Origin of the sequence: Vibrio aquaticus (assembly GCF_003970385.1) — a bacterium.
GTDB lineage: Bacteria > Pseudomonadota > Gammaproteobacteria > Enterobacterales > Vibrionaceae > Vibrio > Vibrio aquaticus.
Genome location: NZ_RXZH01000004.1, coordinates 294250 through 305527 on the forward strand (window position 1 = coordinate 294250; position 11278 = coordinate 305527).

Annotated in this window: 13 protein-coding genes and 1 tRNA gene; 7 read left to right on the forward strand and 7 right to left on the reverse strand. The window is 44.8% G+C overall.

What is annotated here, in order from left to right; translation table 11 throughout:
* Positions 1–8: 8 nt before the first annotated feature.
* Entirely contained in the window at positions 9–620 is a 612-nt protein-coding gene (locus EJ063_RS12045; RefSeq protein ID WP_126574523.1) for a DUF2913 family protein, read from the reverse strand.
* A 320-nt stretch (positions 621–940) separates the two neighbouring features.
* On the opposite strand from EJ063_RS12045, the gene EJ063_RS12050 reads away from it, so the two are divergent.
* From EJ063_RS12050 to EJ063_RS12060, 3 genes are read left to right on the forward strand one after another with little or no spacing between them, the layout of a single operon-like run.
* Positions 941–1726, forward strand: coding sequence for a hypothetical protein (locus EJ063_RS12050; RefSeq protein ID WP_126574524.1), 786 nt, complete (start codon positions 941–943; stop codon positions 1724–1726).
* Between the two features lie 14 nt (positions 1727–1740).
* A complete protein-coding gene (locus tag EJ063_RS12055; RefSeq protein WP_126574525.1) occupies positions 1741–2625 on the forward strand; it encodes a hypothetical protein in 885 nt (294 codons plus the stop codon).
* Positions 2625–3296 (forward strand): hypothetical protein, encoded by a 672-nt coding sequence (locus EJ063_RS12060; RefSeq protein WP_126574526.1) that lies wholly within the window; start codon positions 2625–2627, stop codon positions 3294–3296. The genes EJ063_RS12055 and EJ063_RS12060 overlap by 1 nt, the downstream gene beginning before the upstream one ends.
* A gap of 43 nt (positions 3297–3339) precedes the next feature.
* Here the strand turns inward: EJ063_RS12060 and EJ063_RS12065 are convergent, their stop codons facing one another.
* Complete coding sequence (locus tag EJ063_RS12065; RefSeq protein WP_208640371.1) at positions 3340–3738, reverse strand: hypothetical protein; 399 nt, start codon at positions 3736–3738, stop codon at positions 3340–3342.
* Between the two features lie 93 nt (positions 3739–3831).
* Positions 3832–3908: transfer RNA gene (locus EJ063_RS12070), tRNA-Arg, on the reverse strand.
* Positions 3909–4109: 201 nt separating this feature from the next.
* On the opposite strand from EJ063_RS12070, the gene folD reads away from it, so the two are divergent.
* The gene (gene folD / locus EJ063_RS12075) at positions 4110–4970 is read left to right on the forward strand and encodes a bifunctional methylenetetrahydrofolate dehydrogenase/methenyltetrahydrofolate cyclohydrolase FolD (RefSeq protein ID WP_126574527.1); all 861 of its coding nucleotides are present in this window, start codon (positions 4110–4112) and stop codon (positions 4968–4970) included.
* A gap of 208 nt (positions 4971–5178) precedes the next feature.
* On the opposite strand, the gene EJ063_RS12080 is transcribed toward folD, so the two are convergent.
* The 4 genes from EJ063_RS12080 to EJ063_RS12095 all read right to left on the reverse strand — a co-directional run bounded on the left by EJ063_RS12080 (position 5179) and on the right by EJ063_RS12095 (position 8905).
* The gene (locus tag EJ063_RS12080; RefSeq protein ID WP_126574528.1) at positions 5179–6378 is read right to left on the reverse strand and encodes a NupC/NupG family nucleoside CNT transporter; all 1200 of its coding nucleotides are present in this window, start codon (positions 6376–6378) and stop codon (positions 5179–5181) included.
* Between the two features lie 228 nt (positions 6379–6606).
* Entirely contained in the window at positions 6607–7548 is a 942-nt protein-coding gene (locus EJ063_RS12085) for a LysR family transcriptional regulator (RefSeq protein WP_126574529.1), read from the reverse strand.
* Positions 7549–7606: 58 nt separating this feature from the next.
* On the reverse strand, positions 7607–8572 hold the full coding sequence (locus tag EJ063_RS12090; RefSeq protein ID WP_126574530.1) for a lytic murein transglycosylase: 966 nt from the start codon (positions 8570–8572) through the stop codon (positions 7607–7609).
* A 45-nt stretch (positions 8573–8617) separates the two neighbouring features.
* Complete coding sequence (locus EJ063_RS12095) at positions 8618–8905, reverse strand: YcgL domain-containing protein (protein ID WP_126574531.1); 288 nt, start codon at positions 8903–8905, stop codon at positions 8618–8620.
* 159 nt (positions 8906–9064) lie between these two features.
* Here EJ063_RS12095 and minC point away from each other — a divergent pair, with 159 nt between their 5' ends.
* The 3 genes from minC to minE are packed head-to-tail and all read left to right on the forward strand — an operon-like array spanning position 9065 to position 10822.
* Positions 9065–9727, forward strand: a complete 663-nt coding sequence (gene minC, locus EJ063_RS12100) for a septum site-determining protein MinC (protein WP_126574532.1) — start codon at positions 9065–9067, stop codon at positions 9725–9727.
* An 18-nt stretch (positions 9728–9745) separates the two neighbouring features.
* Complete coding sequence (gene minD / locus EJ063_RS12105) at positions 9746–10558, forward strand: septum site-determining protein MinD (protein WP_126574533.1); 813 nt, start codon at positions 9746–9748, stop codon at positions 10556–10558.
* Positions 10559–10822 carry a cell division topological specificity factor MinE gene (gene minE / locus EJ063_RS12110; protein WP_126574534.1) on the forward strand — a complete coding sequence of 88 codons (264 nt, stop codon included), beginning with the start codon at positions 10559–10561 and terminating at the stop codon, positions 10820–10822.
* The last annotated feature ends 456 nt before the right edge of the window (positions 10823–11278 follow it).

The window sequence follows — 11278 nt, forward strand, 5'->3', positions numbered from 1 at the left end:
CAATACGATTATTTACGTAATCCGAGAGAGATTCGAACAAAATCGCCATCCTCGAATTCGACACTGTGATCAAAAAGCGAAGAGGAATAGATAGTGCGCAAGAAAAGATGCCTTTCACCGTGAGTACCACGAAATAGCATCGAAATATCGGCAACTAGGCGGTTACGGTTGTTAAAGTGCGTATTAAGGTCTTGTGATAATACGCAAAGCAAACACCCCTTGCTGTTGTGTTTCAGGTCAACCTTTTCTGGGCTAGAGACCAGAACTGTCGTGTTCAGTTCTTTCTCTAACTGATTCACCAACAATAAAAAGCTATCAAGGTGTGGCAGTTCATCCCCTTCAACTGGCGTCAACAAGTTGCCAAGCATTGACTCCATATCCAAGCGCTGAGCTCGGGCATGGCTGACTAAGGAACGTACTTTCTTCTTAAACGGTTTGTACTTTTTGCTGTTAGAGGCTTTGTTTAACCAAGCGGAAAGAATGTCATTAATGTCACCGCGCGATTTTCGCGATAAGACTTTTCCAGAATGGTTTGTACGCAAGTGCAATAGTGCATGCAATGCAAGCTCAGCGAGAAGCGGTTCAAACTCAGGTTTAATGTTGGTGTGGATACTGCGCATTTTTACTAGGAATGGGTACTCGTACGAACTTAGGCAAATCACAATCGATAAGGGAGCGATATGCTACCGAAAAGGATTGCTTATGTACAGCGATGCATCGGAAAGGGTTGAAAGTGATAACTATGTGACTGTATTTTCCTCACGCCTAAGAAAGGTCATCAACCGACGCTATTACGGAATGGGAGATATCCTGCCCCTCTACTTAAGGCACTTGGCGTTTAGTTTAACAAATAGGGAATCATTCGAAACCTTACATTCATTGATTTATCTATACTGGTCACGGATAATTGGTAAAGAGTTTTTATTAGGTAGTCTACAACATGTCCTCATATTTAACCCATCTGGCATGGCAATATCAAACGATGAAACCGGAAGTAAAACTCCTGGTGGTTGCATTAGCGGAACTGGCTGACAACAAAGGTAATGTCGAAACTTCGCTAGATGAATTGCACTCATTTACCTGCATGACATCTGGCATTCTCCAAACCAACCTTTCTCACTTGGTGAAAGATAAGAATCCTGTGTTCATTAATGTATCACGGGGGCAAAATGGTACGTTAAGTGGCAAATTACACCTAGATCCTAATGTTGAGAGGCCAGCACAACAGAATCAGTATATGATGGCTGACCTACACACACTTGCTCGAGAGCAAGAAGAACAGCGTCAAGCTAATAAGAAAAAAGGACCGGTACGACTAAATCAAGCGCAGCGCAAACAGATGCAGCCATTACACATCGATCCTAACCAAAAGCAATTCCATAAAAACGAAATATACACCGAGACTATGCATGATTGGGCAAATGGGTTGTTACATACAGGTCAAGTTGCAATGGATGATAGATATGAAGTCTGGGAAGAGTTGGTCAAAGAGGTTCACGAGTCTGGCAATCAAGTATTCTCACACACGAACCTAGTGCAGCGTCTAAAGCAGAAAATATCTAATTATCACTCCAAACTAGAGCGACAAAAAGCACTCGATAAGAAGGCAGAGGAAGACAAGCACACACCGGTAGCAACCAGACGCAGACCAGTTCGACGCTCAGCCATTAGCGAGTTTGAAGAGAAAGCTGGGCGATTACTAGCTCGATTTGATGAAGAAGATTAACCATTAGAGGGCGTATGAGTAATAAAGATAGCAAACCAAAGAACGTCGGTGATATGGGTATGTCATTCGAAGACCACCTAAAATGGGTTGGAAAAAATGCAGGTGCCCCTACGGCACGGCAAAAACAGCCAACGCAGAAAGCTCCAAACCATCCAGCACGACGCCCTCAACTGCAGCAAGAACACCAATACTCGGTTCCTCAAGCAAAGGAATTCCATCCTGTTATGGAAGGGGATTGGTCACCGCAAGCTGCAGAGGATTTTTCTCAATATACTAAACAGCAAAGCAAACAAATTCTATACACATGGGTCATGCTCATGCAGGCGTTTGGTTCGAAGTTCACCGTACATTTTGGGGATGAACCTGACAAATTGTTTATGGACTTTGCGGTTGGGCTTACTAATGATGGGTTTGAACGACTAAAAGCTAACTTGTACGAGCGCCTAGATGAAAATCAAGAGTGGCCGCCATCGTTCACTCGACTTACCCAATTAGCTGACTCTCCTACTAAGGAGATGATGTATCAGGCTCGTAAGAAACTATTTCATCACCCCGAGAAAGACCCCAATAAACTGACCCGTGTCGAGCGTTACATCAAAAAGTACAAAATGAATGAGGTCAGAATGCTCTCAGAGCAATACTTTGAACAGCAATTTAACCGAAGATTCACCATTTGGTTCCGTGAAGTAATGTTTGATGACATGGATTTGTTTGAGGAGGAAGAGGCAAAAAAACTCGCTGAGTCTGAGCTAGTCCCAACCAAGCATGATAAACGCCGAGAAGAAGAAGTCCAAAATGGTAAAGCTTTTTCTACCCCAATTGGGGAACGCATTAAGAAGATCATTGAAGAGAAGAAAAGCTATGTTGTTATTGAGGATATTAATGAAGAAGACGAATAATGCGTGAGTTTCAAGTTCTTGAGCGACAGAAGGACTACTTCATATGCACCATTAAAGGTATGCATTGTCGGCTCGTTATTGACGAGTATAGCCAAAATCTAACACTGGGTATGCATACGTTACATGTTGAAGAAATCACTGATCGCTACGAACACTTTGCCAAAGACGCGGTATTTCGGCTCACCCTACCACTGAATGAGCAAGACTCAATTGCCATTTGTACACTAGCTACTGGGCGAAAAAACCGATTTACGTACAAGAAATGTCTACGTCTCGGTGGGAAGTGGGAACCAATTCTGAATGAATGGGTCTTCTCTGCTTCCGTTCAGGAGCAAGTTGAAGCGCTGCGAAAAATTGTGCAATCTCCTCCGAAGCTGGTCGAGGTGACGTTCCACGAAACCATTACCATGCCTGATAAAACACTCTCACTGTTCGGGTTTGAGTTAGTTAAGGGAATGTACGCACACCGAATACCGATGATGCACAAAGGGGTTCAGCTCAAAGGTGGTGACGTTATCTTTGTTGTAGAAAAACCTATGCACACAATCGCACTACCTGGCACCATCGTTCGGCTTCACGTGCCTGAGTCAATGATTGAAGATCCTGACTTCAGAGAGGATTACTTTGGCGCATTAAGCTACAGGATTATAAAACAGCGTGTGAATCGGTAAGGCTGTTAGTTTCATCGCCCTATTCTCTTCCATCCATAGAGTATTAACCGCAGGTAACGCGTAATATCGCTAAAAATATATTCGTCACGTCAGTTGCGTGACGAATTTCAATACAATAGCGCTTGGCTAAATAACGATAAAGCTCGCCCCAATTCAAGAACGCCGGTAACACCTGCATATCCTTTCTAACCGTTCCGTGCTTAACCTTCTTCAATCTCCATTGCACGAACTCATAGATGCGCTCACGGGCTTTTGAATCAACCGTAAGTGATTTGATGGTCATTGCTGAAAAGTAAGACGAAATGCGATTATGGCGGTACTTCTGCGAGATCAAATAATATTTGTGGTATTGCGCCTTAACATCGATATAGAAATCAATAGCGACTGGGATCGGTGTATCTAACGTGGGATTGCAGCGTGTGACTAACGTCTCATAGTTCATGGCACTGTCTCTACTGTGAGCCTAAATTGAGACAGAGTCCAGAAACGACAAAGGCGATGTAACTCTATGAATTACATCGCCTCTTAGAATAAATGGCACGCCCTATAGGATTCGAACCTATGACCACATCCTTAGAAGGGACGTGCTCTATCCAGCTGAGCTAAGGGCGCGCTACAGGAAAGGATTATACGAGTTAGAACTCTTAAAACAAGACCTTTTGATAACATTCTGATCTGAATGACTAAAAAAAGGCCACAGAATTATATTTTGATTAAAAACACCACGAAGCAAACGTTTGCTTATAGATATTCGTCAAATAATTTGCGACAATGCGCTGCAAATAAGTCGCCATCATTATCTTAAGGTATGTCATGACAGCTCAAAACATTGACGGAACTCTAATCTCTCAAACCGTTCGTTCAGAAGTCGCCGCGCGAGTAAAAGCTCGTAAAGAAGCGGGGCTACGTGCTCCAGGTCTAGCTGTAGTACTTGTGGGTGAAGATCCTGCATCTCAAGTTTACGTTGGCAGTAAGAGACGCGCCTGTGAAGAAGTTGGCTTTGTTTCGAAATCATTCGACCTTCCTGCAAACACAACAGAAGAAGAACTGTTGGCTCTGATTGATGAGCTCAATAATGATGAACAAATCGATGGTATTCTGGTTCAGCTGCCACTTCCTGCGGGTATCGATGCCACACACGTACTAGAACGCATTCACCCAGAGAAAGACGTGGATGGTTTCCACCCATACAACGTTGGCCGTTTGGCACAGCGAATTCCTAAGCTACGTTCTTGTACGCCAAAAGGCATCATCACTCTGCTTGACCGTTACAACATCAACCTACGCGGCATGCACGCTGTTGTTGTTGGTGCGTCAAACATTGTGGGTCGCCCAATGACGCTTGAGCTTTTATTGGCTGGTTGTACGACAACAACATGTCACCGCTTCACCAAAGACCTAGAAGGCCACGTACGTCAGGCTGATTTAGTTGTGGTTGCGGTAGGTAAACCAAACTTTATTCCGGGTAACTGGATCAAGAAAGGTGCGGTCGTGGTGGATGTGGGTATCAACCGCCTTGAGTCAGGCAAACTGGTTGGCGATGTGGATTACGAAAACGCAAAAGAGAACGCGAGCTTCATTACTCCAGTACCGGGTGGTGTTGGTCCAATGACGGTTGCGAGCCTGATTGAAAATACCATGCTAGCGTGTGAGCAGTTCCACACGAAAAAGTAGAGTCCTAATTACTTTACGCAGATAAAAAGAAAGGGTTGATGTTTAGTAACATCAACCCTTTTTAGTTTTCGGTAAACGCCCTGTCATCCTCAAGAATGAGGAACGAATGAATTGGGGATCTCTTAAAGCGAGCCTATTACTTTATGAGATTCCTTACTCACTCATCCTTCGCTCTAAGGAATGACACACTGATCATTAATACTTGTCATTACAGGCTTAGAATCACACCTGCAATCGATGCGCTCATTAAGTTAGCCATAACACCTGCGGCGATTGCACGGAAGCCAAACTTAGAAATAAATGGACGCTTTTCAGGAACAACGCTACCTAAGCCGCCAATCAACATCGCCATAGTAGAAATGTTGGCAAAACCACACAGCGCAAAAGTCACGATCGCTTGAGAGTGAGCACTTAACTGCGCTTTCACTTCTGTTAGCTGGATGAAAGCAACAAACTCATTTACAACGATCTTGTTACCGATCAAAGAGCCAGCGGTAATCGCTTCTGACCAAGGAATACCTAGTAGCCATGCTACAGGAGCAAACAAATAGCCAAGGATCAGCTCGAAGCTCAACTCAACGCCCACTAAGCTACCTAGCCAACCTAGCATGCCGTTCAGCATCGCAATCACACTGATAAATGCCAATAGAGTAGCACCTACCGCCACAGCAATACGTAGACCCGACATTGCACCGTCAGCCATTGCTTCAACGACGTTGGTTGCGCGTGGCATTTCAACGTTGTCTAGCTCAGTCGCTGTATCAATGACTTCTGTTTCTGGCACCATGATTTTCGCCATTAGCAGACCTGCAGGTGCAGACATAAACGCAGCTGCAATTAGGAAGTTAAGGTCAACGCCAAGAGAGGCATAGCCGACTAACGTACCACCAGCAACCGATGCTAGACCACCGACCATCACAGCGAAGAACTGCGAGTCCGTCATGTGTTTTAGGTAAGGCTTTACCACCAAAGGCGCTTCAATCATGCCAACGAAAATATTCGCGGTTGCTGAAAGTGATTCCGCTCGGCCAATGCCCAACAGACGTTGTAAACCACCACCGATAACGTTAATCACTTTTGGCATTAGACCAATATGGTAAAGACCAGAAATCAACGCAGAGAAGAAAATGATGATACCAAGAACATTGATAGCAAAGGTAAAGCCGCCTGTTGCTAGGCCACCAAATAGAAATGCGATGCCTTCTTGGCCGTAGTTGATCAGGTTCGATACTGCACCTGTCACACTATTAAGTACGTCTTTACCTGCAGGAACATAAAGAACCAACAGCGCAAAAGAGATCTGTAGAGCAAACGCAAGAGAAACGGTTTTTAGGTTGATGCGTTTACGGTTTGTAGAGAGCAACCAAGCCACAAACAGAATAGCAACAATACCAAGAATTGAGTTCATAAAATGAATCCGACAAAAGGGGGAACAAGAGTGGCGCCGGAGTCTATAGAATCAAAAATGAGATGCAAATCACATTTGTTAATTTCATGCGATCTTCAAGTGGTCACAAAACAACCTTCTCATCAAGTAGCTGATTTTATTAAATATAAACGTTTGCTTTTGGGTTTTATTTCCAAATAGAAAAGATGTTTCCAGTTTAGGAAACAATCTTCTCGCCCACTTTAGTGGTTAAGGACGTTGAATATACGGACTGAGTCGCTTATCCCAATGACAAGGAGTGCCGATTTTCTGCTTAATAAATTCAATCACAGCGGCAGTCTTTTTCGGTAAGTAACGACGACTCGGATAAACCGCATAAAACGGCATTACTTGTGAGGCTCGCCAATCAGGAAACAGCTGGATCAATTCACCATTTTTAAACTCATCACCAATCAAATACGTGGCAAGGTAAGCAATGCCCCACCCTGACACCGCAGCGTCTCGCACGGCTTCAGCAAGATCGACAGAGTAATTGCCAGAGACTTTCACATTGAGTTGATCCTCCGAGTTAGAGAAGGCCCAACGGGTATAGTCACGCTCCCAACTGCGATAAATAAGACAGTTATGATCAACCAGATCATTAGGATGCGTCGGAGTCGCATTCTTCACTAAATAATCAGGCGAAGCCGCCACCACAAAGTGAGAATCGGCAATTCTTTGTGCCACATACCCTTCTGGTAGATGCTCATTATTGGTGATCCAGAGATCGAGCCCCTCTTCCAACATATCGACCTTATAATCAAATAGATGAAGCTCGACTTGCAACTTAGGATATCGCTCTCTTAGCTCATTGATGGCCGGAATGATATGCAAAGTCCCGAACGATTGAGACAAGCCTAACTTAACCAAGCCCGCTACTTCTTCTCTTTGGCATTCAACTTCTCGCTGCGCTTCATCGATGATCTCCACCAGCTTTGCGCAATGTTCAAAGTAGTCTTGCCCGGCTTCTGTCGGGGTAAAACTGCGTGTGGTTCGCTGAACCAGTTGAATCCCGAGTGAAGACTCCAACGATGCAAGCTGCTTACTGACATGAGAAACCGACACCCCCAAGCTTTTAGCGGCTAAGGTGAAGTTTTTATGTTTGAGCAAGGCAGCAAAGACCACCATTTGCGAGGCGCGTTCAGACAGCACAAGTGACTCCAAAAGAAAAAGGAGCTCATTGAGCCCCTTTGTTGTTATAAGTTGATGATTACAATGTAATTCGGTCGGCTAAATGGCTGACCGCTAAAGCAAAGTAGTAAGAGCGATTCCACTTCATAAGAACATTGTAGTTGTTGTAAACCAAATAGACTCGCCCGTTGGCATTGTCTGGCGCCGTCAACCACGCATCCACATCGACTTGTGGCAATGCGCTGCCATCGTAACGAGTGATGCCAAGTTGATTCCACTCGGCGAGTGTTCTCTCTTTGCCCTCAACACGACCTTCTAGGTTCATGTCGAAGCTAGCAGGCAGTTTCACCTGACGCCCCCACGTGAACGTATCGTCCCAACCTGACTGACTTAAATAGTTAGCGGCTGACGCGAACACATCCACTTCTGAGTTCCAAATGTCTTTCTTACCATCGCCGTTACCATCAGCAGCGAAAGAAAGGAAAGAACTCGGCATAAACTGGCATTGACCCATCGCCCCAGCCCAAGACCCTTTAAAGTCTTCAAACTGGATATGGCCTTCATCTAAAATCTGCAATGCCGCCATGGTCTCTTTGCGGAAGAACGCTTCTCGACGACCGTCATAGGCCATCGTAGAAAGCGCATCGATCACTGGGTAATTACCCGTGAAACGGCCGAAGTTACTTTCTACCCCCCAAAGTGCAACGATGAAACGAGGCTGTACCCCGTATTCTTCACCAATGCGACTCAGCTCCTCATAGTGCTCTTTGTAGAGCTCTTTAGCCTGCTTTACTTTCCAGTCGGGCACCGCGCGTGGAATATACTCATCGAGCGTCAATCGCTTCTCAGGCTGGTTCTTGTCTGCTTTTACCGCGCGAGGTTTATGCTCTACGTTGGCAAAGGCTTGTTCAATCACCTGCTCTGAAACGCCTTTTTCTCGCGCTTCTGTTTTTAGCCCTTCAAGGTATTGCTCAAAACTTACTTCATTGGCGTAAGCGGTGGAGGCAATGGCTAAACCTAATGCTACTGACAATAATTTTTTCAATTTGCCCTCCTTGAGCATAGAGAGACAATCCGACTTTATAACTGATTATTCGTCTTCGGATTGCTGACGAGCTTTACGCTCTTTGTGTTCATCTAGTAAATTTTTTGGTGGTGGTGGCAGCTGTAGGAAAAAGCCTTCATCGGTCAGCGATTGTTTTACTTTTTCAACATCCACTTGAGCCAGACTACGTCCATCCAGTTTCACAACCATGACCATAGTAGGTTTGCCAAACATCTGCATTAATGTGTCAGGAACTTGTGAAAAATCATCCTTTTTAGGGATATATAAGTAAGCGCCTTCTTTTTTAGAACTTTTGTAAATTGCACAAAGCATGAGAAACCTTTGTCCGTATAATTCATGGAACGTAAGTGTTTTGCCAAATTTGAGAGCAAAACAGTCAATTGAGCGCAAGATAGCTTGCTGTGCTTATTTTAGGAATATAACATGATACCCCTAGTCTCAGGCAACGCCCTTAAGAGGTTGTAAGTAAAGATGTCACAGACCCCAGACCTAAAAGGCAGTAGCTTTACTTTGTCAGTTTTGCACCTTTCTGACAATGATGTAGAGAAAACGATTCACTTCCTACAAGAAAAGGTTACTCAAGCACCGGCATTTTTTGCCCATGCGCCCGTTGTCATCAACATATCAAAAGTCGATGGTGATATAGATTTCACGAGACTCAAAGAAGGTATTTCACTCGCCGGGATGATTCCTGTCGGGGTCACTGGCTGTAAAGACAAGCGCACTGAAAACTTAGCCACTAAAGCTAAGTTTGCGGTAATGTCTGCCAGTAAGTCTCCTGCACAAGCACCGGCCCAAATGCAGCCGACTAAGATAATCCGCACACCGGTACGCTCTGGTCAGCAAATCTATGCAAAAGATTGTGACCTTGTGGTTCTTAACCATGTGAGTGAAGGCGCTGAGGTCATCGCAGATGGCTCGATTCACATTCATGGCACACTTCGCGGCCGAGCAATTGCCGGTGCGAGTGGTAACACAGGCGCAATGATTATTTGCAACAAATTGAACGCCGAACTGATGTCTATTGCTGGCCACTACTGGCTAACCGAACAGTTTTCCGAAGAGTTCTGGCAACAAAAGGTCATGTTTAGTTTAAGCAACGACTCACTCAAATTTGAGTTGTTAACGATTTAATATAATAAGGAACACATAATGGCACGCGTTATTGTTGTTACGTCAGGTAAAGGTGGTGTAGGTAAGACCACGTCTAGCGCAGCGATTGCTTCTGGTCTTGCACTGAAAGGCAAAAAGACTGCTGTGATCGATTTTGATATCGGTCTACGTAACCTAGATTTAATCATGGGCTGTGAACGCCGCGTTGTTTATGACTTTGTTAACGTGATCAATGGTGAAGCAACGCTTAACCAAGCAATGATCAAAGACAAGCGCACTGACAATCTGTTCATCCTACCTGCTTCACAAACACGTGATAAAGACGCACTGACCAAAGAAGGTGTTCGTCGAATCCTAGACGAACTGGACGAAATGGGCTTCGATTTTATCATCTGTGACTCACCAGCCGGTATCGAGCAAGGCGCTTTAATGGCGCTATACTTTGCAGATGAAGCCATTGTCACCACTAACCCAGAAGTTTCTTCTGTACGCGACTCTGACCGTATCCTTGGTATTCTTGACTCTAAGTCTCGCCGCGCTGAAGAAGGCCTAGAGCCTGTGAAGCAACACCTACTGCTTACACGTTACAATCCAGCTCGCGTAACTCAAGGTGAAATGCTGAGCGTAGAGGATGTAGAAGAAATCCTTCATATCTCACTATTGGGCGTAATCCCAGAGAGCCAAGCAGTACTAAACGCTTCAAACAAAGGTGTGCCGGTTATTTTTGATAACGAATCTGATGCGGGTATGGCTTACGATGACACAGTTGAACGCCTGCTAGGCCAGCAAGTGGATTTCCGCTTCCTGACTGAGCAGAAGAAAGGAATCTTTAAACGTCTATTTGGAGGCTAAATGTCATTACTTGAATTTTTCCGCCCACAGAAGAAGAGTTCTGCAAATTTAGCCAAAGAGCGTTTGCAGATCATCGTTGCTGAGCGTCGCAGTCAAGGTGACCCTGCTCCTTCGTACTTACCTCAGCTTAAAGAAGACATTCTTAAAGTGATCAGTAAATACGTTGCGATTGACCCTTCAATGGTTGATTTGTCATTCGAGCATAAAGATGACGATATCTCAGTGCTTGAGCTGAATGTGAAATTGCCAGAAGACGAAAAGTAACGCAGTAAGTAAATGAATAGATGAAGGCCGATGTGAAAGCATCGGCCTTTTTTATATCTAGCAACCTCAAGAGATTCCCTACTCCCTCCTCCGTCGCTCTATGGAATGACAGGTAACAGCTAAGGCCTAGTCACTAGTATCTCGTCATCCTCAAGAATGAGGTACGAATGAGTTGGGGATCTCTTAAGGTTGGTAGCCAACTAGCGGAGATTCCTTACTCCCTCCTTCTTCGGTCTATGGAATGACAGGTAACGGCTAAGACCCAGCCACCAGTACTTCGTCATCCTCAAGAATGAGGTACGAATGAGTTGGGGATCTCTTAAGGTTGGTCGTTGTCTAATGGAGATTCCCTACTCCCTCATTCTTCGGTCTATGGAATGACAGGTAACGGCTAAGACCCAGCCACCAGTACTTCGTCATCCTCAAGAATGAGGTACGAATGAGTTGGGGATCTCT

Bases quoted from the DNA above. Each gene is read 5' to 3' on its own strand.
- EJ063_RS12045 (WP_126574523.1), bottom strand. From the start codon at position 620: ATGCGCAGTATCCACACCAACATTAAACCTGAGTTTGAACCGCTTCTC.
- EJ063_RS12050 (WP_126574524.1), top strand. From the start codon at position 941: ATGTCCTCATATTTAACCCATCTGGCATGGCAATATCAAACGATGAAA.
- EJ063_RS12055 (WP_126574525.1), top strand. From the start codon at position 1,741: ATGAGTAATAAAGATAGCAAACCAAAGAACGTCGGTGATATGGGTATG.
- EJ063_RS12060 (WP_126574526.1), top strand. From the start codon at position 2,625: ATGCGTGAGTTTCAAGTTCTTGAGCGACAGAAGGACTACTTCATATGC.
- EJ063_RS12065 (WP_208640371.1), bottom strand. From the start codon at position 3,738: ATGAACTATGAGACGTTAGTCACACGCTGCAATCCCACGTTAGATACA.
- folD (WP_126574527.1), top strand. From the start codon at position 4,110: ATGACAGCTCAAAACATTGACGGAACTCTAATCTCTCAAACCGTTCGT.
- EJ063_RS12080 (WP_126574528.1), bottom strand. From the start codon at position 6,378: ATGAACTCAATTCTTGGTATTGTTGCTATTCTGTTTGTGGCTTGGTTG.
- EJ063_RS12095 (WP_126574531.1), bottom strand. From the start codon at position 8,905: ATGCTTTGTGCAATTTACAAAAGTTCTAAAAAAGAAGGCGCTTACTTA.
- minC (WP_126574532.1), top strand. From the start codon at position 9,065: ATGTCACAGACCCCAGACCTAAAAGGCAGTAGCTTTACTTTGTCAGTT.
- minD (WP_126574533.1), top strand. From the start codon at position 9,746: ATGGCACGCGTTATTGTTGTTACGTCAGGTAAAGGTGGTGTAGGTAAG.
- minE (WP_126574534.1), top strand. From the start codon at position 10,559: ATGTCATTACTTGAATTTTTCCGCCCACAGAAGAAGAGTTCTGCAAAT.